We start from the raw sequence: 20,532 nt of genomic DNA, 5'->3' as shown, positions 1-20,532 counted from the left end.
GCCTTGAAATTTGCACAGCAGTGGTTACCCGCGAGGCGTTGCGCATTTGCTCGCGGTCGACGGTCCGCAAGTGCTTATACTGGGTCCTCGACAGCTTCGGGTATCGATTCACATGGCGCGCATGTCCCGGCTGGCCATCGCCGGCTACCCCCACCACCTGATCCAGCGCGGCAACAACCGCGTGCCCATCTTCAAAGACCCGGAAGACTACCAGCGCTACCGGGCATTGCTTGGCGAAGCCGCCGCTCGCTGCGAGGTGGCGATACATGCTTATGTGCTGATGGGCAATCACGTGCACCTGCTGGCTACTCCGGCGAGCGCCGGGGGGCTCTCGCGGATGATGCAGACGCTCGGGCGCAACTACGTGGGCTGGTTCAATCGCAAGCATGCGCGCAGCGGTACCTTGTGGGAAGGGCGGTTCCGCTCGAGCCTGATCGAATCCGACGGCTACCTGCTGGCCTGCATGCGTTATATCGAGCTCAATCCGGTGCGCGCCGGACTGTGCGGCGAGGCGGCTGCCTATCCGTGGTCCAGCGCACGACACCACCTGGGACAGGGCAACGACCCGCTGGTGACGGATCACCCGCTGTACTGGTCGCTCGGCAATACGCCGTTCGAACGTGAGGCGGCCTATCGCGACCTGCTGGCGCAAGGCGCCGATCCGCAGGAGACCCGGCGCATTACCGAGGCCTGCGTGCGGAGCTGGGCGCTGGGTTCGAGCGAGTTCCTCGAGCGATTGAGCCCCGGGAGCGGGCGGCGCCTGCGGCCCAAGCGTCGTGGGCGTCCTTTCAGAAAGGACTCTGACCCCATTTAATTTGATGAGTTGACGAGAAGACAAATTAAATGACTCTGACCCCATTTAAATTTGCTTGGCGGGTTTGTGCGGGTGGGTTATTCTGTCCAGCCACGTTCCAGTCGAAGCGAGTCCCGCACCGTCATGTCATCTTCGGAAATCGAGCTAGCCACCCGCCACGGTCTTTATGATTCCAGCCGTGAACACGACGCCTGTGGCGTCGGTTTCGTGGCTCATATCAAGGGGCAGCGTTCCCATTCGATCATCGAGCAGGGCCTGCTGATCCTGAAGAATCTCGATCACCGCGGCGCGGTTGGCGCGGACAAGCTGATGGGTGACGGCGCCGGGTTGCTGATCCAGATCCCGGATGAACTCTACCGTGCCGACATGGCCGCACGGGGGGTAGAGTTGCCGCCGCGCGGCGAGTACGGCGTGGGAATGATATTCCTGCCGAAGGAGCATGCATCGCGGCTGGCCTGCGAGCAGGAGCTCGAGCGCGCGGTGCGCGCGGAGGGGCAGGTGCTGCTCGGCTGGCGCGATGTACCGGTGGACACGGCGATGGCGATGTCGCCCACGGTGCGTGCCAAGGAGCCGGTGATCCGCCAGGTATTCATCGGGCTCGGGCCGGATATCATCGTGCCCGATGCACTGGAACGAAAGCTCTACGTGATCCGCAAGACCGCCTCTAGCGCGATCATGGCGCTCAAACTCAAGCACTCGCACGAGTACTACGTGCCGAGCATGAGTTGCCGCACGATCATCTACAAGGGCCTGCTGCTGGCCGACCAGGTCGGCTGCTATTACAGGGATCTGCGGGATCCGCGCGCGGTATCCGCGCTGGCGCTCGCGCACCAGCGTTTCTCGACCAATACCTTCCCCGAATGGCCGCTGGTGCATCCCTACCGGATGGTCGCGCACAACGGCGAGATCAACACCGTCAAGGGCAACTTCAGCTGGATGCGGGCACGCCAGGGGGTGATGAAGTCCCCGGTGCTCGGTGAGGATCTGCGCAAGCTCTACCCGATCAGTTTCGAGGGCCAGTCCGATACCGCGACTTTCGACAACACGCTGGAACTGCTGACCATGGCCGGCTATCCGCTGGCGCACGCGGTGATGATGATGATCCCGGAGCCCTGGGAGCAGCACACGCTGATGGACGAGCGCCGCCGCGCGTTCTACGAGTATCACGCGGCGATGATGGAGCCCTGGGATGGTCCGGCCGCGATCGCGTTTACCGACGGGCGCCAGATCGGCGCCACTCTCGATCGCAACGGCTTGCGTCCGTCGCGCTATATCGTGACTGCCGATGACCTGGTGGTGATGGCTTCCGAATCCGGCGTGCTGCCGATCGACGAGGGGCGGATCGTCAAGAAATGGCGTCTGCAGCCGGGCAAGATGTTCCTGATCGATCTGGAGCAGGGCCGTCTGATCCATGACGAGGAACTCAAGAACCAGTTTGCCTCGGCGAAGCCTTACCGCCAGTGGATCGAGAACGTGAGCGTGCGGCTCGAGGAGATTCCGGCCGCGGGTGGGCCCGGCGAGTTCGCCGAATCGCTGCTCGATCGCCAGCAGGCGTTCGGCTTCAGCCAGGAGGACATCAAGTTCCTGCTCCAGCCGATGGCGGCCAGCGGCGAGGAAGGCATCGGCTCGATGGGCAACGACTCGCCGCTGGCGGTGCTCTCGTCGAAGAACAAGCCGCTCTACAATTATTTCAAGCAGTTGTTTGCCCAGGTTACCAATCCGCCGATCGATCCGATCCGTGAATCGATCGTGATGTCGCTCAACAGCTTTATCGGTCCGAAACCGAACCTGCTCGATATCAACGACGTGAATCCGCAGATGCGGCTCGAGGTCGCGCAACCGGTTCTCGACTTCACCGACATGGCGCGGCTGCGCGATATCAACCGCCACACCACCGGCAAGTTCAGGATCTGGGAACTCGATATCACCTATCCGCTCGCCTGGGGCAACGAGGGCGTCGAAGCCAAGCTCGCCTCGCTGTGTGCCGAGGCGGTGGACGCCCAGCGCGGTGGCCACAATATCCTGATCGTGACCGACCGGCGCATGGATCGCGAGCACGTGGCGATACCGGCGCTGCTGGCGGTCTCGGCTATTCACCACCACCTGGTGCGCAATGGTCTGCGCACGACGGTGGGCCTGGTAGTCGAGACCGGCTCGGCGCGCGAGGTCCATCACTTCGCGGTGCTGGCCGGATACGGGGCCGAGGCGATCCACCCCTACCTCGCGCTGGAAACGCTGGGCGAACTGCACCGCGACTCCCCCGCGGGTGTTGCGCCCGAGCAGGCGATCTGCAACTACGTCAAGGCGATCGGCAAGGGACTGTCGAAGATCATGTCGAAGATGGGTATCAGCACCTACATGTCCTATTGCGGTGCGCAGATATTCGAGGCCATCGGTCTCGATCCCGAGCTGGTGAGCCAGTATTTTCCGGGTACCGCCTCGCAGGTCGCCGGTATCGGGGTGTTCGATGTCGCCGAGGAGGCGATCCGTACCCATCGCGCGGCCTTCAGTGCCGACCCGTTGCTCGAGAACATGCTCGACACCGGCGGCGAATACGCCTGGCGTACCCGCGGCGAGGAGCATATGTGGACGCCGGATTCGATCGCCAAGCTGCAGCACAGTACACGTTCCGGCAAGTTCGAGACCTACAAGGAATACGCGCAGCTGATCAATGACCAGTCGCGGCGGCACATGACACTGCGCGGGCTGTTCGAGTTCCGTTTCGATCCCGCCGGGGCAATCGCGATCGACGAGGTCGAACCGGCTGCGGAGATCGTCCGTCGCTTCGCGACCGGGGCGATGTCGCTCGGCTCGATCAGCACCGAGGCGCACACCAATCTCGCGATCGCGATGAACCGCATCGGCGGCAAGTCCAACACCGGCGAAGGCGGTGAGGACCAGGCGCGTTACCGCAACGAACTGAAGGGCATTCCCATCGCCGCGGGGACGCGGGTCTCCGAGGTGATCGGCGCCGGCGTGATCGCCTCCGACTATGAATTGAGCGAGGGTGATTCGTTGCGCTCGCGCATCAAGCAGGTGGCTTCGGGCCGTTTCGGCGTGACCACCGAGTACCTGCTCTCGGCCGACCAGATCCAGATAAAGATGGCCCAGGGTGCCAAGCCCGGGGAGGGCGGTCAGCTTCCGGGTGGCAAGGTCAGCGAGTACATCGGTTACCTGCGTTACTCGGTGCCGGGTGTCGGTCTGATTTCGCCGCCGCCGCACCACGACATCTATTCGATCGAGGACCTTGCGCAACTGATCCACGATCTGAAAAACGTCAATTCACGCGCGGAAATCAGCGTGAAGCTGGTCTCCGAGGTCGGTGTCGGCACGATCGCGGCGGGTGTCGCCAAGGCCAAGGCCGATCACGTGGTGATTGCCGGGCATGATGGCGGCACCGGTGCCTCGCCGTGGTCATCGATCAAGCATGCGGGCACGCCGTGGGAACTCGGGCTTGCCGAAACGCAGCAGACACTGGTGCTGAACCGTCTGCGTTCGCGGATCCGGGTGCAGGCCGATGGCCAGATGAAAACCGGCCGCGACGTGGTGATCGGTGCGCTGCTTGGCGCCGACGAGTTCGGCTTTGCCACCGCACCGCTGGTGGCGAGCGGCTGCATCATGATGCGCAAATGTCATCTCAACACCTGTCCGGTCGGAGTGGCCACCCAGGATCCGCTGCTGCGCGCCAAATTTGCCGGCAAGCCCGAGCATGTGGTGAATTTCTTTTTCTTCATTGCCGAGGAAGTCCGCCAGATCATGGCGCAACTCGGCATCCGCCGTTTCGATGAGCTGATCGGACGCTCGGACCTGCTCGATACCCGTAAAGGCATTGAACACTGGAAGGCAAGCGGTCTCGATTTCAGCCGTGTGTTTTATCGCCCGGATGTCCCGGCAGATGTGTCGCGGCGTCAGGTGGAGCTCCAGGATCACGGGCTCGAGCGCGCCTTTGACCGCTCGCTCATCACACGTTGCCAGCCCGCGCTGGAGCGGGGCGAGCGGGTGCAGATACTCGACGATGTGCGCAACGTCAACCGCACGGTCGGCGCGATGCTCTCCGGCGAGCTGATCCGTCATCATCCGGACGGCTTGCCCGACCAGACCATATTCGTGCAATTGAACGGCACCGGCGGGCAGAGTTTCGGCGCCTTCCTCGCAAAGGGCATCACGCTGTACCTGGCGGGAGATGCCAACGACTACACCGGCAAGGGGCTCTCGGGCGGGCGCATCGTGGTGCGCCCGAGCATCGATTTCCGCGGCAATCCCACCGAGAACATCATCGTCGGCAACACCGTGCTCTACGGCGCGACCAGCGGCGAGGCCTTCTTCCGTGGCGTCGCGGGCGAGCGCTTCGCGGTTCGCCTGTCGGGCGCGACCACGGTTGTCGAAGGCACCGGCGATCACGGGTGCGAATACATGACCGGCGGCACGGTGGTGGTGCTGGGCAGCACCGGGCGCAATTTTGCCGCGGGCATGTCGGGCGGCATTGCCTATGTTTACGACCCGGACGAGGAGTTCGCCAGCCGTTGCAATACGGCTCAGGTCGCGCTCGAGCCGCTGCTGTCGGCGAAGGAACAGCAGGAAAAGGTGGATCGCTCGCTGTGGCACAAGGGCGAGACCGACGATGAGCTGTTGCGCAGCCTGATCGAGAAGCACCATCGCTGGACCGGCTCGTTGCGTGCGCGTGACCTGCTCGATGACTGGGAGGAAGGTCGTGGCCTGTTCGTCAAGGTGTTCCCGCACGAGTACCGGCGGGCGCTGGTCGAGAACGCCGCCAGGGAGGCGCCGCTTGCGGCCGTGAATGCATGAGTGGGAAATTCCGCGGAGGATCTGAACAACATGGGTAAAGTCACCGGTTTCATGGAATACGATCGGCTCGAGGAAGGCAGCGAGCCGGTCGAGGAGCGGCTCGGGAATTACCGCGAGTTTGTCATCGCGCTGGATTCCGACCAGGCCAGCGTGCAGGGTGCGCGCTGCATGGATTGCGGCATCCCGTTCTGCACCAACGGCTGCCCCGTCAACAACGTGATCCCTGATTTCAACGACCTGGTGTATCGCGGCGACTGGCGCAACGCATTGACGGTGCTGCATTCGACCAATAATTTTCCCGAGGTCACCGGGCGTATCTGCCCGGCACCCTGCGAGGAAGCCTGCACGCTCAATTACAACAACGTGGCGGTCGGCATCAAGTCGATCGAGCATGCGATCATCGATCGCGGCTGGGAGGAGGGCTGGGTGGTTCCGCAGCCGCCCGCGGAGCCGAGCGGCAAGCGTGTCGCGATCGTCGGCTCGGGTCCGGCGGGGCTGGCGGCGGCGCAGCAGCTGGCCCGCGTCGGGCATGCGGTGACGGTGTTCGAGAAAAACGATCGCATCGGTGGACTGATGCGCTATGGAATTCCTGACTTCAAGCTCGACAAGAACCACATCGACCGGCGCGTTGCGCAGATGGAAGCCGAGGGCGTGTCATTTCGCACCGGAGTGCTGGTTGGCGCGTTGCCCGAGGACAGCCGCGTGACCAATCTCGCGAAGGAAACCATCGCGCCCGCGGAATTGCTCGCCCAATTCGATGCCGTGTTGCTGAGCGGAGGTGCGGAAAATCCGCGCGATTTGCCGGCCCCCGGCCGCGAGCTCGAGGGGGTGTATTTCGCGATGGAGTTTCTGCCACAGCAGAACCGCGTGAATGCCGGCGACAAGGTCAGGAAGCAGATCTCCGCCGCCGGAAAGCACGTGATCGTGATCGGTGGCGGCGATACCGGCAGCGACTGCGTGGGCACGTCGAACCGTCACGGCGCGGCGAGCGTCACTCAATTCGAATTGTTGCCGATGCCGCCGGAACAGGAGGACAAGGCACTCACCTGGCCCTATTGGCCCTACAAGCTGCGCACTTCCTCGAGCCACAAGGAGGGTTGCGAGCGGGTGTTTGCGATTTCCACCAAGGAATTCATCGGCAGCAGGGGCAAGCTGAGCGCGATCCGTACCGTCAATGTCGAGATGAAGGATGGCAAGTTCATCGAGATCGAGGGCAGCGAGCAGACCCTGAAGGCCGACCTGGTGCTGCTCGCGATGGGCTTTCTCGGACCGATCGGCACGGTGCTCGAGGCGTTCGGGGTCAGCAAGGACCAGCGTTCGAATGCCAGGGCCGTTACCGAAGGCAGTGAGGCCTACCGGACCGACATCGACAAGGTGTTCGCGGCCGGCGATATGCGCCGTGGCCAGTCGCTGGTGGTGTGGGCGATCCGCGAGGGGCGCCAGGCCGCGCGCGCGATCGATGAGTACCTGATGGGCAGCAGCACGCTGCCGCGCTGACGCGGGCGCTCCGCGGGCGCGGATGGCCGAAGCAAAACGCCGCGGGAACCGCTCGCCTTCAACGGGTGGCCTCGCGCGGCGTGGCGGTTGCGCGCACATGCTGTGCCAGCAGCGGCGCGAGTCCGAGCGCATTGCTCGGGTGGGGGATGGAATCGCTGGTAACGATGTCTTGCAGGCCCGCGGCGCGCAACCGGGCTTCGCTGTCAGCGGCGAAGATTCCGTGAACCGCCAGCACCCGGGCCTTGCCGAATCCCGCCTGCTGCAGCAAACGGCTGCCCTCGATCAGGGTGCTGCCGGTGGAGATCATGTCATCGATCAGCACCGGTGTGAGCCCGCGCAGGCTCGCATCGATGGCACCGCGCACTTCGACCAGCCGATCGCCCTGGCGTGATTTCTCCAGCACCCGCCACGGGCAGCCGAGCATCTTCGCGGTATCCGCCACCCACTGCCGACTCTCGGCATCGGGTCCGAACAACACCGGGGCACTGATATGTTCCGCGATCCACGCACCGAGCAAGGCGCTGGCCGATAGGTTGGCAGCCGGTATCCGGTACAGCTCGGCAAGCGTTTTGTAGCGGTGGAGATGCGCATCCACCGTGAGCAGCGTATCGAAGTGACTGCTGATCAGTTCCGCGAAATGGCGCGAGCTGACCGACTCCCCGTGGCGAAACGCCCGGTCCTGGCGCATATAGGGGAGGTAGGGCGCGATCAGGCCGATACTGCCCGCGCCCTGCGCGCGCAGCGTGGCGGCGAGCAGCAGCAGCGGCAGGATGCGGGTGTTCGCCCGCGACAGGTCGGCGACCACGAGGCAATCGCACCCGGCGACCTCGTCATCGATTCGCAGATAGGTCTCGCCATCGGGGAAGCTGCGCATTTCGTGGGCAAGCGTGGGGCAGGCGAGTTCGCGTGCCAGGCGCGCACCGAGTCCGCCATCGTGATATTCGACGACCAGCGTCACAGCACGCGCTCCTCGACGCTCATCGTCTCCTGGTGTGTGGCCAGGAAATCGAGCGCGTAGTGCAGCTCGCCGGTGGTGTCGGCGTGCATCGTGAACAGCGGCTGCCCACGCTCCACCTCGTCACCGAGGCGCACATGCATTTCGATGCCGGCGGCCTTGTCCGCGGGAGCGCCGGCAAGCTTTGCGGCCTTGGCCAGGCTGCGCATGTTCATGTGCGCCACCAGTCCGCCGCGCCGGGCGAGCACGGCGTGCTGGAAGCGCGACGACGGGGGTTCACGCATGCCGCCCTGGGCCGCGCAGATGGCGCGAAACTTGTTCCACGCCGCGCCGCTGTCGAGCACCGCGGTGGCGCGGACCAGGCCCTGTCCGACGGCAGCCGCGCCGCCCATTTCGAGCAGCAGGCCAGCCAGTTGCAGCGCCCGCGCGCGCAGGTCGGCGGGAGCTCCCGGGTCGCGCTGCAGCACCCGCAGCACATCACGTGCCTCGAGCGCGGGGCCGATGCCAATGCCGACCGGCTGGCTGCCGTCGCTCTGCTGGACGCTGACCGCGAGACCGAGTGCCTTGCCGGTTTGAATCAGCTGCTCGCTCAAGCGCTGCGCCACCTGCTCCTGGCGCACCTTGGCGGTCGGTCCGACGGGAATATCGATCAGCACGTGGGTGGCGCCGGCCGCCACCTTTTTCGAAATCACCGATGCGACCAGTTGCCCCTCGCTGTCGAGATCGAGCGCGCGCTCGACCCGGATCACGATATCGTCGGTGGGGCTGAGGCTCACCGAACCGCCCCACGCGATGCAGGCGCCTTCCTGCTCCACGACCGTGCGCATGCGCTCGAAAGACAGGCTGACCGGCGCCATCGTCTCCATGGTGTCGGCGGTACCCGCTGGCGACGTGATGGCGCGCGAGGACGTTTTCGGCATCAGCAAGCCGCAGGCGGCGACGATTGGCACCACGATCGGGGTGGTGCGGTTGCCGGGCAGTCCGCCGACGCAATGCTTGTCCATGACCGGCGTGCGGCCCCAGTCGAAGCGTCGTCCCGATTCGACCATCGCGCGCGTGATCGCGATGGTCTCGCTGGTGTCGAGCAATTGATCGGCACTGGCAGCCACATAGGCCGCCAGCTGGATATCGGAGTAGCGACCGTCGCGTATGTCGCCGATGATCGCTGCCGCGCTCGCGTCGGTGAAGCGCGTGCCGTAGAGCTTGCCGCGCACATGACTCATCGATTCCACCGGCGCCGGATGGCTGAAGCGCGCCTGTGCCCGCTCGCTGGCGCCCAGCAGATGCCACGCCGCTTCCGACAGGCCGGCCTCGTCGTGATGCAGCAGTTCCGACCTGACCATGTGCACAGTGGCGATTATGCGCCGCTGATCCACGCTCACCTGTACCCGGTTCTGGCTGCTGAAGCCTTCGGCACGGCAGATATCGCTGTCCTCGCGCATATAAACCACGGGCTCCTGATAGGTATCGATCCCGAGTCGCCGGAGGTACAGAAAATGGTTGTTCACGGCTTTGTGTTCGCCTTAGCATGAATTGCCATGCATGTTAGTTGAATGGAGCGACACAATTGAAGATACAGTTTCTCGGCGCTGCCCAGACCGTTACCGGCTCGAAATACCTGGTGAGCGCGAACGGCTCGCGGATCCTGGTCGACTGCGGACTGTACCAGGGGGTGAAGAACCTGCGGTTGCGCAATCGCAGTCCGTTGCCGTTGCCGGTCGGAGAGATCGATGCGGTGGTGCTGAGCCATGCGCATATCGATCACAGCGGTTTTCTTCCGGCCATCTACCGCCAGGGATACCGCGGCCCGATCTATTGCAGTCACGCCACCCTTGCCTTGTGCAAGGTGCTGCTTCCCGATGCGGGCTACCTGCAGGAGGAAGATGCGCGGTATGCCAATCGCAAGAAATTCTCGCGCCACGACCCCGCCGAACCGCTCTACACACAGCAGGATGCCGAGCAGGTGCTCCGCCAGTTTCGCGCCATCGAATATGGCGAGCCCTGCTCGGTGGGGAAGGGGCTCGATGCGACGCTGACGCCGGCCGGACACATTCTCGGCGCCTGCTGCGTGCTGCTCGATGACGGGCACCGCACGCTCGCCTTCAGCGGCGATCTCGGGCGCCCGCACGACCCGATCATGCGCGCACCCGAGCCGGTTCCGCGCGCCGATTACCTGGTGGTCGAATCGACCTATGGCGATCGCAGGCACGGCGACTTCGACGCCGAGCAGGTGCTCGGCGAGATCATCAATACGACGGTGAAACGTGGTGGCATCGTGCTGATTCCGGCCTTCGCGGTCGGCCGGGCGCAGTTGCTGCTCTACCTTCTGCAGCGCCTGCGCGCACGCAAGGCGATTCCCGATGTCCCGGTGTACCTGAACAGTCCGATGGCGATCAGGGCGACCGAGATATTCTGCCGCTTCCACCGCGAGCACAAGCTGAGCAATGACGATTGCGAGTTGATCGACGCCACGACCACCTTCGTGCGCAGCGTCGAGGAATCGCAGGCGCTCACGCGCCAGGGCTATCCCTGCGTGATCATCTCGGCGAGCGGCATGGCCAGCGGCGGGCGCGTGCTGCACCACCTGAAATCGCTGGTCGGGGATCACCGCAACAGCGTGGTGTTCGCCGGCTTCCAGGCAGCGGGTACCCGTGGAGCCGCGCTGGTGGGCGGCGCGGAGCGGGTGAAGATCCACGGCAGCTGGTTTCCGGTGCGGGCCGAGATTCATTCGCTCGACGCGCTCTCGGCGCATGCCGATGCCGACGAGATCATTGGCTGGCTGGAGGGTTTCGAGACGCCTCCGCGCCATACCTTCGTAACTCACGGCGAGCCGGCCGCGGCGGATGCGATGCGTCTGCGGATACAGGATGAGCTGGGTTGGCGCAGCAGTGTGCCGGAGTATCTCGACGAGGTTGCGTTCGATTGACGGGATGCGCATTCACGCCGCATGATTGGCGCGCCCCGTTTCATCGCACATCGGAGACCGCCATGCGATCACATTTCCTTGCCATCTGCGTGCTGCTGTTCGGCGCCACGCTGTCTTTTGCGGTCCTGGCACAACCGGGGTCCGGCATCCGCTGGGAGATCAGTATGGAAATGCCCGGCATGCCCGCCGGGATGGGCTTTTCGTTGCCCAAACAGACGGCCTGCCTGTCCAGGGATGAGAACGAAGCGCCACCGGCCGACGATAAGTGCACGTTGCTCGAGCAGCACAGCAGGGGCAATCGTCATTTCGTCAAGATGCAGTGCCCGGATGGATTGACGGAGCTCGATCAGACCCGCACCGCGGACTCGATGACTTCGCTGATGAAGATGACCGACCGCAGCGGCGAGGTCACCGAGATGACCATGAAGGGAATCGCGATCGGGGATTGTGATTACACCGCCGAAACGGCCGAACAGGCACGCAAAATAGCCGAACTCGAGCGTCAGGCCGAGGCGGCCGAGAAGCGCGGCAAGGAACAGGTGACGCGCATGTGCACGGACGCGGTGACGAAAATGCAGGGCACCCTGTTTACCAAGGATGGAATGTGCAAGGCGCAACAGGGCGAGTATTGCAAGCGGGTCGATACGCTGGATGGCTACCGTTTGCTGGCGGAAGGGGTCGATCGCACCCATGCGGACAAAACCGGAGCGAGTCTCGACGAACAATTGGCGGTGTGTGGCACACGCGGCGTGGATTTGCGGCGCCGGCACTGCACTGGCGCCGCAAAGCAGTCGAACTTTGGTTTCGTGCAGAGTTTTTGCCCGGACGAAGCGCCGGCGATGTGCCCACAGGCGCTCGACACAAAGCAGCTCGGTTTCCTGTTGGCGAAATGCGAGGCCCAGACGGCGGTGCTCGCCAGCGCGGAATGTGAGGGACGCGAGTATTCCAGCCAGATAGCCGAGCAGTACCGCAGCTTCTGTGCGGCTGCGGCGTCGAATGCGGCCGGGGGTGGCGCGGCGCTTTCACAGCAGCGGGATGCGGCCGATCAAGGGGGCGCGACCGAGGGCAAGCAGGGTGTCACCAAAGACGTGAAGGCGGGGGTCAAGGAAGGAGTCAAGAACCTGAAGAAAGTATTCGGCTTCTGAGTTGTCTCGCAGCTGGCGCGTTGGCTGGTGTACGCGCGATTCGTGACGGTGTTGTTGGGTCTGCTGCTGCCGCTGGCCGCATCGGGTGATGGGCCCATTGCCACGGCGTGGTTGCTCGAGCGTGACGGGGTGGTCCGCGGCGAGCGAAATGCGGATGCGCATCTGCCGGCGGCAAGTCTCGGCAAGTTGATGACCGCGGTGCTCTGGTTGCAACGGCCCGAGCGCCTCGAGCAGACCCTGAGCATCAGCGAGCGCGCGGCCGCGGCTACTGGTGCCCGCGCCGGGCTGGGGCAGGGGGAGCGCTACCTCGGCCGGGATCTGCTGGCGGCGATGCTGGTCCGTTCCGCCAACGATGCCTGCCTCGCGCTCGCCGAGAAGCGCTTCCGCATCGGTCGAGGATTTCGTGCAGGACATGAACCGCGCGGTCGCGGTGCTGGAACTCGCCGATACCCGATTCGTCAATCCCTGCGGATGGGATGCCGAGGGGCAATACTCCACCGCGCGTGACCTGCTGAAACTTGCGCGACTGGCAATGGAGTACCCGGAAATTCGCACTGCGGTTGCACGGCGTGAATTCCTGCTGGAGTCAACCGATCGCAGGCATTCGCGGCAACTGCGCAGCACCAACCTGCTGCTCGGCAATCTGGATGGCGCACGCGGCGTGAAGACCGGGTTCACGGCCAGGGCCGGGAAGTGCCTGATTGCGCTTGCCGAGCGCGGGGGGCACCAGGTCTGGCTGGTGCTGCTCGGCGCGCCGGAGCGCTGGTGGACCGCACACGCGATGATCGACGGGGCATTCGATGCCGGATCCGCACGCTGAGGGCAACGGACGCGCGCTTGCGTGGCTGCTGCTGCTCACCGCGCTTGCCTATCTGAACAGTTTTGCGGGCATCCCCCAGTTCGACGATTACGTGGTGATCATCGACAACCCCGACGTGAGTTCGCTGGCGCACTGGTGGCGGAGCATGCCGGGGATGCGGCCCTTGCTGAAGCTGAGCTATGCGTTGAACTGTTCGTTTGGCGGATTGTTCGGGTTTCACCTCGTGAACCTGCTGTTCCATGGCGCCAACGTGCTGCTGGTGCTGATGCTGTTGCAGCATCTGCTACCGACGGGCCAGCGCGGTGCCGCGTTTGCCGGAGCGCTGCTGTTCGCGCTGCATCCAGTCAATACCGAGGTCGTCACGATGTTGTCGGGGCGCTCGGTATCGTTGGCCACAATGTGGATGCTGGGCAGCATGGTGGCCCGGTTGAGGGGTTCGGTGGTGCGCTCGCTGCTGGCGTTTGCGCTGGCCATTGCCAGCCGCGAAACCGCACTGGTGCTGCCCGCGCTGCTCACGCTGGTACTGTACTGGCAAGCACTGGTGCATCCCGGGCAACGCGATGGAGCATGGCGTGCTGCGCTCCGTGGCGCGCGCTGGCATTGGTTGATCTGCGTTGTCGGCTTGCTGCTGGTAGCGGCGTTGCCACGCCATCGCGAGTTGTTGCAGGTGTCCCTCGCCATCCGCACACCCTGGGACAACCTGGTAACCCAGGCATTGGCCACCTGGTATCTGGTCCTCCAACTGCTGCAGCCCTTCGCGCTGAACGTTGATCCGCGGCTCGCGGTGTTTCACGACTGGGAACCGCGCTGGGTGGTGGCACTGGGCCTGTGGGCCGTGGCGCTGGCATGGAGCCTGCTGCGCATCCGGCGTGGCTCATGGCCTGCATTGTCGCTGTTGTGGCTGGCGCTGGCGCTGCTGCCGACCAACAGCGTGCTGGCGCGGCTCGATGTGGCCAACGAGCGCCAGTTGTACCTCGCGGCAATTCCGTTGTATGCGCTGGTAGGCATGATGTGGAGCCGGGCATGGATGGGTTCGCGGCGCCATGCGCGCGTGATCACGGCTTTGCTGACGGGCATCCTGCTGGCGGCAACGGTGATGCGCAACCTGGTCTACGCCTCGGAAACCGCCTTCTGGCAAGCGGCGGTGCGCGCAGACGGGGGCAATGCCCGCGCCTGGAACAACCTCGGCTTTGCGCTCGAGCGCGAGCAACCGCTTGCGGCAGACGCGGCGCTCGATGCGTACCAGCGCGCGATCATGCTCGATCCTGCTGGCTACAAGGCGCGAATCAATCTCCGGCGGCTGTGCGCGAAGCCGGCGAATGTGGGACGATGCCAGGCGTCACGGCCACAGGGCCCGGAGTCGCGCGGGGAATTTTGAGATGGGCTCCGGTATCTGCCGGAAAATCCGCATCAGGGGAGTCAGCGTGTGATCAAGGTTTTTGCATTTATCGCCAAGCGCCGGGATATCAGCGAGCAGCAGTTTCATGCGCACTGGCGCGAGCCGCACGGACGCCTCACGCAAGCGGTCGGGCAGATCCAGCGTTATATCCAGAACCATGCGATCGGTGGCGCCGGGGAATTGTCCGGCCTGGCGGCCATGCGCTACCAGGGTATCGCCACGATCTGGGTCGAGGAGCCGGCGACGCTGGACGAAATCTTTGCCAATCCGGCGTTTCTGCCGGTAAAACAGGATGAGGCCAATTTCCTCGAGCAGGAACACCTGGCCTGGCTGATTTGCGACAGCCATGTCCACGGCCAGACTGCGGATCCCGCCAATATTTCTGCGGTGCCCGGGAAGATCATGTTGTTCCTGCGGCGTTCGCAGTATTTGTCCGGTGTGGAGTTTGCTCAGCGTTTGCAGGGCGCCGCGCAGTGGGGCAAGCGCACCCTGCCTGGAATTGCGCAGGTGTCAGTCGATCTGCCGCGAGCCGATGTGTATGACGATGCGAACCCTTCGCTGTTCGATGGTGTGCTGGAATTGTCGTTTGGCGATCGGGAATCGGCCGAAGAGGCATGGTGCACGCAGGGCGCGGCGTGCCTGGGACAGTTGCAGGATCTGGTGCGCATGGACGCATCACGCGGCTTCCTGGCCCAGGAAGAGCGGTTTATCTGGCCGCCTTTCGCTGCTTGAGTTTTCATCAGTCACCGGGCTGAGCGAACCCTTCCTGGAAGACCCGGAGTTCCGTGCGTTCTGGGAAAAGAAAGCACCGGTCGGCCGGCTCGGTCTGGCGGAGGATGTGGCGCGGGCGGCACTGTTTCTGGCCAGTGGCGAGGCGCGCTTCATTTCCGGCGCGGGTCTTCATGTCGATGGCGGGGCAAGGGTGAATTTCTGAGGCACGCCTCGTTATACTGGGCGCCCTTCGAGCCTGTGCCGGTGGCGTCCTGAGGAACTGCCGGCCGGGCCGCTAGCCTGCCTGGAAACCCTTGTCGATGACCGTCCGTACCCGTATCGCTCCTTCGCCGACCGGCGACCCCCATGTCGGGACCTCCTATATCGCGCTGTTCAACCTGTGTTTCGCGCGCCAGCACGGCGGCAAGTTCATCCTGCGCATCGAGGATACCGACCAGGTGCGCAGCACCGCCGAATCGGAAGCCGCGATCCTCGAGTCATTGCGCTGGCTCGGACTCGAGTGGGACGAGGGCCCGGACATTGGCGGGCCGCATGCTCCTTATCGCCAGAGCGAGCGCGGCGAGATCTACCGCCACCACGCCGATCTGCTGCTCGGCAAGGGACATGCGTTTCGCTGCTTCTGCACGCCGGCGCGGCTCGACGAACTGCGCCGCACGCAGGTCGCCGCGCAGCAGACGCCGGGCTATGACGGACACTGCCTGCAACTCGATGCGACTGAAGTCGCCGCGCGGCTCGCGGCCGGCGAGGCGCATGTGGTGCGAATGAAAGTGCCGCGCACCGGTACCTGCACGGTGCACGACATGTTGCGTGGCGCGATCGAAATCGAGTGGACACAGGTCGATATGCAGGTGCTGCTCAAGGCCGATGGCATGCCGACCTACCATCTCGCCAACGTGGTGGACGATCACCTGATGCAGATCACCCACGTGCTGCGCGGCGAGGAGTGGATCAACTCGGCGCCAAAACACATGCTGCTGTACGAATATTTCGGTTGGCAGATGCCGGTGCTGTGCCATCTGCCGCTGTTGCGCAATCCGGACAAGAGCAAACTGAGCAAGCGCAAGAATCCGACCAGCATTCTCTATTACCGGCGCATGGGTTATCTGCCGGAAGCGCTGCTAAATTATCTCGGGCGCATGGGCTGGTCGATGCCTGATGAGCGCGAGAAATTCACGCTCGCGGAGATGCTCGAGCATTTCGACATCCAGCGCGTATCGCTGGGCGGGCCGGTATTCGATCTCGACAAGCTGAACTGGCTGAATGCGCTGTGGATACGCGAGAACTTCACGGTGGAACAACTCGCCGTGCGGCTCACGGAGTGGGCGCTGAACCACGACAACCTGATGCGCATCCTGCCGCACCTGCAGCCGCGCATGGAGCGGCTGAGCGATTTTGCCCCGGCCGCATCCTACCTGGTGTCCGGCATGCTGCCCCTGACGGAGCACAGCTTTGCCGCCATCGCTACCGAGCGCGAGTTGCTGCTGCGCCAGCTCCAGTTTGCGCAGTGGCGCCTGGAGGGGCTGCCGGCGTGGCAGCGCGAGGCCATTTTCGCCGCGATGAAGGATCTGGCAGAGGCGATGGGCCTGAAGATCCGCGATTTCCTGGCGCCGCTGTTCATCGCGATAGCGGGAACATCGGCCACGATATCGGTGATCGACTCGATGCATATGCTGGGCTCGGATCTCTCTCGCGCCCGTATCCGTCATGCCATCGAACTGCTCGGCGGGATTTCCAGGAAAAAGATGAAGGACGTGGAAAAAGCCTACGCGGCACTGAGCGACGGGCAGACTGATCCCGCTGTGGGGAACGAGCAGTAATCCCCGCCCGAACAGGTTTTCGCACAGGCGGGAAAACCGCTCTGCTGTCCGCCTCAACCTCGCATCATGGGTTGAGGCCTTTCACCGCGATGTGCACGCATTCAGACAAAGGACGCGCGCGGCATCGGCAGGTTGAGCGTGGTGAGTCCGCCGTTCACGCCGATCACGTCGCCGGTAATATACGCGGCAGCCGGGGAGGCGAGATACAGCGCGCAGGCGGAAATATCCTCGACTTCTCCAAGGCGTCCCATCGGTGTCAAATCGACCATGGTCTTCTCGATGGCAGGCGAGAGTACGGTGTTCAGTGCCTCCGTTTTGGTTGATCCGACGCCAATCGCATTGACCCGGATACGCGGGGCAAACTCCTGCGCAAGTTCACGCGTGAGCATCGTCAATGCGCATTTGGCGGTGCCATAGGCGACAAAGCCGGGTGAGGCGTGTTGTCCTGCCACCGACGAGATATTGATGATCGATCCGCCACCGGCGCTTTCGATCATCTTCGGCGCCGCGATGCGCGACAGTGCGAACGCGGTCCCGACATTGAAGCGGAAGGCGTTCACGAACTCCTCTGTGGTGGTATTGAGCGCAGGCTTCGGTGGCGACCCGCCGGCATTGTTGACCACGATATCGATGCGTCCGAATTCCGCCAGTGCGGCGGCGACCAGCGCCTCAAGCTGATCCTCGCGCATCACATCGGTGGGCACGGCCAACGCCCTTGCGCCCGCGGCACGCACCTCCGCGGCGGTGCGTTCGATCTGCTCCAGCGTACGCGCACCGATCACCACATTGGCGCCCGCTTCGGCAAAGGCGCGGGCGCAGGCGGCCCCGATACCGCGACCGGCGCCGGTGATGATTGCTACCTTGCCGTCGAGACGAAACAGATCGAGGATGCTCATGGTGATTTTTCCGGTTCATTTGGGTTGAAGCTGCAGGCTAGCAATCGGAACGCGGCCTGCCAATGACCGATGTGATTGTTCGTCCCTGTCGATTGTTGACAGCCCGCAGGGTGCTCCATAGAATTCGCGCTCCCTTCATGGGGCCATAGCTCAGCTGGGAGAGCGCCTGCATGGCATGCAGGAGGTCGGCGGTTCGATCCCGCCTGGCTCCACCATTAAAAACAAGCACTTACGCGATTAGGCCGGGAGTGCTTCAAACAGAAAAGTGCAGGCAAAAGTGCAAACGGCCAGCTTGTGCCCTCAAAATCCGAAATCTCCTACAGACTGCCCGACACACGCACGTTACTGCGTAACAGGCGATATACTTTTGTTACTGCGTAACGGATGGAGTGTCATGGCAACAAATGCAGAACGGCAACGGGCGTACCGCCAGCGCCACCTACAGGACGTGGACGGCTCAGGCGAGCGGTTGAATATGGTTGTCAGCGTCCAGGCAAAGGCGCAGCTCGGCAGGCTGGCCCGCCATCACGGGATAAGCCAGCGCGCCATGCTTGAACGGCTACTTGCTGCCGCTGAACGGGCGACGGAATACGTTACTGCGTAACGGCCATTCGCTTTGTTTCTGACTCAGTGATGACGTGCGCCACCGAGTCGTCGTGTTACGCAGTAACAGCGTAATGTTCGCGATTCGCGAAGTTTCGAAGCCACACAAGCGAAGGAGCGCCAGCGGTCGGCGGGCGCCATGGTGGGCTACCTGTCGCAGCGCCTCATCTGGTGAGGCATGGCCGGGTTATGATGACCCAGGCGCAACAGCGCCACCGCCCCGGCCGGTTGCCGGTGTATGTCGAGGACGTGACCGTGAACGGACAGTGGATAGGACCAGACGAATCGTTAACCGTGGGGCAGGTGGGCTTCCTGGTGGAGCACCACAACACGCTAGCAGGGTGGCGCCGCCATGATGTGCGGGATCTGCCAGCCAGAACCAATCAATCACTAGAACCGCGGCTGCACGGGTGGTGCGGATCCTACAACGACATCAGCACGCACGCCCGCGGCATGGTGAGGGTAGAGCGCATGGCAGAGAATAGCAGGGCCTTTGTGCGGGAGCTGGAAGGCGACGAACTCGCCGCGGCTCTAGAGGATCTGGGGTATCCAGGGCTCGAATGACTAAGGGTCTGCCCCACGCACGCGCGGGGTGAAGTTCTTCGACGCCGCCAACTGGCGGCACCGAGGAGTCTGCCCCACGCACGCGCGGGGTGAAGCCGTGGGTTGAGGCGAATTGTGAGTTTAGTTTCCGCCACGCGCAGCGTTACATGCAGGTAGCAATCGAGAAAAGTGACACGCGTGTCGCATTTGCATGGAGGCAACCGGCAAGATGCCAATTGGCATGTTGAAGTCGTGCCCACGCACGCGCAGGGGTAACGCCAGCAAGATGCAACTTTGCGTCTTGAAGTCGTGTCCACGTGCGCGCGGGGGTGAACTTCCCGCAAATTCTATCGGCGCATCGCACCACGCACGGCAAGGAATGCCCGCTCGGCCAAACCCTGCGGCGGGGTGACGATCTGAACACCCGGATCCGATGGCCTCGGCTCGACGATCACCTCGGCAATTCGGAACGAGCCCGGCCCGTAGTCGGCCGCCTCGCAGAACTCCGCGAAAGAGGCTTTGCCGTACTTCCTCGCAAGCTCCAGCCGCGCCTCGTCGGCAGTGCTGGCGGTGCGGGTGGCGAAACTGATTTCGCCGTCAAGGCTGGTGATCCACCACGCCATTAGAAGCTCCCGTATCTCATCGCGGTCGGATTGGTGATTACCAGTGCGAGCCTTTCGGTCGCCTTCGCCGTCACCATGTTTTTCTGGAAGTTGCTCGAATCGCTCCGGGCAAAAGCCACCTGCGCCGCTTCCCTCGCGAACAGGCTAGCAGCTCGGGAGAGGTCGCCCACCAGGAACACACCGTCAGCAATCGAGGTGGTAGGGATTACCGGCAGGCCCCACACCCTCGACACGCTGGTCATGGGATCGCGTTGGTAACTGTTGCCGGAATCTTTCGACAGCTCAATGTCGCGCCAGGTGGTAGGCGAAACGATTACCGCGTTCGGCCGGAACTTCGAAACCTGAACCTGCTTGATTGCATCCCGCAGCACGTCCAGCCGGGTCGTGAAGGTGAGCGGGCTAGTTCCCGCGTATGCCGTGGCGCCCTGAATCAATCCGGGGTCAGCTCGCCGTTACTGCCCGATCCGTTGATCAGTTGATCCCCTCGACAGCTTGGGCCAGCCCCGCCAGCAACTCGCCCTCGATGAATGCCTGCAACGTGCCGCCGTCCTCGAAAATCTGATTCGAGACCGGCACAAAATGCCCCAGTTCGAACCGGCACTATGCTGAGAGGTGAACGTAGGCACTCTCGCCGAGTGACACATTCTCGACCTGGAACGGGCTTCCGTTGCCCTGCACCGCCGCGTTGTTGGTCGTGGCGGTCTTAACCGGCAGCTCGATAGCACCGTTTGCGGTCGGGAACGTCGGCAGCAGGCGGCGAATCGTCAGCGGCATCCGCACGCCCGCGTCGATGTACGGCTTGCTGCCATGCACCAGCGGATCGCCGGCCGCGCTCGTCCTGGTGATCGCGGTCTTGACCGTGATCAGGTCGGTTTTCTTCTCGGTGAATGCGGCGAACTCTGCCGATTTCAACAGAACTTCCGCGTCAGTCTGCCGGGGCCGGCCCATGCCCATAT

The 20,532-nt window shown here is 63.7% G+C and carries 17 protein-coding genes, 1 tRNA gene and 1 pseudogene; 13 read left to right on the top strand and 6 right to left on the bottom strand.

The genetic code is table 11. The annotated features are described in order from the left end of the window. The first annotated feature begins 112 nt into the window (after positions 1 to 112). From IPF49_06090 to IPF49_06080, 3 genes are all read left to right on the top strand, one after another. Positions 113 to 814: a transposase gene (locus tag IPF49_06090; protein ID MBK6287201.1), complete on the top strand. Its 702-nt coding sequence runs from the start codon at positions 113 to 115 to the stop codon at positions 812 to 814. 123 nt (positions 815 to 937) lie between these two features. Beyond that, positions 938 to 5,620, top strand: coding sequence for a glutamate synthase subunit alpha (locus IPF49_06085; GenBank protein ID MBK6287200.1), 4,683 nt, complete (start codon positions 938 to 940; stop codon positions 5,618 to 5,620). A 30-nt stretch (positions 5,621 to 5,650) separates the two neighbouring features. After that, positions 5,651 to 7,117, top strand: coding sequence for a glutamate synthase subunit beta (locus IPF49_06080; GenBank protein MBK6287199.1), 1,467 nt, complete (start codon positions 5,651 to 5,653; stop codon positions 7,115 to 7,117). Between the two features lie 58 nt (positions 7,118 to 7,175). Here the strand turns inward: IPF49_06080 and IPF49_06075 are convergent, their stop codons facing one another. Together IPF49_06075 and IPF49_06070 are read right to left on the bottom strand one after the other, a co-directional pair. Beyond that, a complete protein-coding gene (locus tag IPF49_06075) occupies positions 7,176 to 8,075 on the bottom strand; it encodes a ribose-phosphate diphosphokinase (protein MBK6287198.1) in 900 nt (299 codons plus the stop codon). Beyond that, entirely contained in the window at positions 8,072 to 9,580 is a 1,509-nt protein-coding gene (locus tag IPF49_06070; GenBank protein ID MBK6287197.1) for a thymidine phosphorylase family protein, read from the bottom strand. The genes IPF49_06075 and IPF49_06070 overlap by 4 nt, the downstream gene beginning before the upstream one ends. 59 nt (positions 9,581 to 9,639) lie before the next feature. On the opposite strand from IPF49_06070, the gene IPF49_06065 reads away from it, so the two are divergent. The 7 genes from IPF49_06065 to IPF49_06035 all read left to right on the top strand — a co-directional run bounded on the left by IPF49_06065 (position 9,640) and on the right by IPF49_06035 (position 16,911). After that, positions 9,640 to 10,998, top strand: coding sequence for an MBL fold metallo-hydrolase (locus IPF49_06065; protein ID MBK6287196.1), 1,359 nt, complete (start codon positions 9,640 to 9,642; stop codon positions 10,996 to 10,998). 62 nt (positions 10,999 to 11,060) lie between these two features. Next, entirely contained in the window at positions 11,061 to 12,143 is a 1,083-nt protein-coding gene (locus IPF49_06060) for a hypothetical protein (protein MBK6287195.1), read from the top strand. Between the two features lie 42 nt (positions 12,144 to 12,185). After that, positions 12,186 to 12,650, top strand: coding sequence for a serine hydrolase (locus tag IPF49_06055; GenBank protein ID MBK6287194.1), 465 nt, complete (start codon positions 12,186 to 12,188; stop codon positions 12,648 to 12,650). Beyond that, complete coding sequence (locus IPF49_06050; GenBank protein ID MBK6287193.1) at positions 12,556 to 12,963, top strand: D-alanyl-D-alanine carboxypeptidase; 408 nt, start codon at positions 12,556 to 12,558, stop codon at positions 12,961 to 12,963. The genes IPF49_06055 and IPF49_06050 overlap by 95 nt, the downstream gene beginning before the upstream one ends. Beyond that, on the top strand, positions 12,944 to 14,341 hold the full coding sequence (locus tag IPF49_06045) for a hypothetical protein (GenBank protein ID MBK6287192.1): 1,398 nt from the start codon (positions 12,944 to 12,946) through the stop codon (positions 14,339 to 14,341). Before IPF49_06050 ends, IPF49_06045 begins: the two co-directional genes overlap by 20 nt. A gap of 367 nt (positions 14,342 to 14,708) precedes the next feature. After that, on the top strand, positions 14,709 to 15,296 hold the full coding sequence (locus tag IPF49_06040; protein ID MBK6287191.1) for an SDR family oxidoreductase: 588 nt from the start codon (positions 14,709 to 14,711) through the stop codon (positions 15,294 to 15,296). A 97-nt stretch (positions 15,297 to 15,393) separates the two neighbouring features. Continuing rightward, positions 15,394 to 16,911: a glutamate--tRNA ligase gene (locus IPF49_06035; protein ID MBK6287190.1), complete on the top strand. Its 1,518-nt coding sequence runs from the start codon at positions 15,394 to 15,396 to the stop codon at positions 16,909 to 16,911. Between the two features lie 101 nt (positions 16,912 to 17,012). On the opposite strand, the gene IPF49_06030 is transcribed toward IPF49_06035, so the two are convergent. Continuing rightward, positions 17,013 to 17,807 (bottom strand): SDR family oxidoreductase, encoded by a 795-nt coding sequence (locus IPF49_06030; protein MBK6287189.1) that lies wholly within the window; start codon positions 17,805 to 17,807, stop codon positions 17,013 to 17,015. A 139-nt stretch (positions 17,808 to 17,946) separates the two neighbouring features. Here IPF49_06030 and IPF49_06025 point away from each other — a divergent pair. The 3 genes from IPF49_06025 (at position 17,947) to IPF49_06015 (ending at position 18,974) form a co-directional block, all read left to right on the top strand. Next, positions 17,947 to 18,022 (top strand) — tRNA-Ala (locus IPF49_06025). 179 nt (positions 18,023 to 18,201) lie between these two features. Continuing rightward, the gene (locus tag IPF49_06020; GenBank protein ID MBK6287188.1) at positions 18,202 to 18,411 is read left to right on the top strand and encodes a hypothetical protein; all 210 of its coding nucleotides are present in this window, start codon (positions 18,202 to 18,204) and stop codon (positions 18,409 to 18,411) included. A 188-nt stretch (positions 18,412 to 18,599) separates the two neighbouring features. Further along, positions 18,600 to 18,974: a hypothetical protein gene (locus IPF49_06015; protein MBK6287187.1), complete on the top strand. Its 375-nt coding sequence runs from the start codon at positions 18,600 to 18,602 to the stop codon at positions 18,972 to 18,974. A 326-nt stretch (positions 18,975 to 19,300) separates the two neighbouring features. On the opposite strand, the gene IPF49_06010 is transcribed toward IPF49_06015, so the two are convergent. The 3 genes and pseudogenes from IPF49_06010 to IPF49_06000 form a co-directional block, all read right to left on the bottom strand. Then, on the bottom strand, positions 19,301 to 19,576 hold the full coding sequence (locus IPF49_06010) for a hypothetical protein (protein MBK6287186.1): 276 nt from the start codon (positions 19,574 to 19,576) through the stop codon (positions 19,301 to 19,303). After that, positions 19,576 to 20,013: pseudogene (locus IPF49_06005) on the bottom strand (phage major capsid protein). The gene IPF49_06010 and the pseudogene IPF49_06005 overlap by 1 nt, the downstream one beginning before the upstream one ends. A 163-nt stretch (positions 20,014 to 20,176) precedes the next feature. Next, positions 20,177 to 20,532: hypothetical protein (locus IPF49_06000; GenBank protein MBK6287185.1), on the bottom strand; the 356-nt coding region annotated here is incomplete at its 5' end.

The sequence above is a fragment of the Gammaproteobacteria bacterium genome, assembly GCA_016705365.1.
GTDB lineage: Bacteria > Pseudomonadota > Gammaproteobacteria > Pseudomonadales > UBA5518 > UBA5518.
The sequence above is the reverse complement of the archived record's forward strand: the minus strand, read 5'-3'. Positions and strand labels throughout refer to the sequence as shown.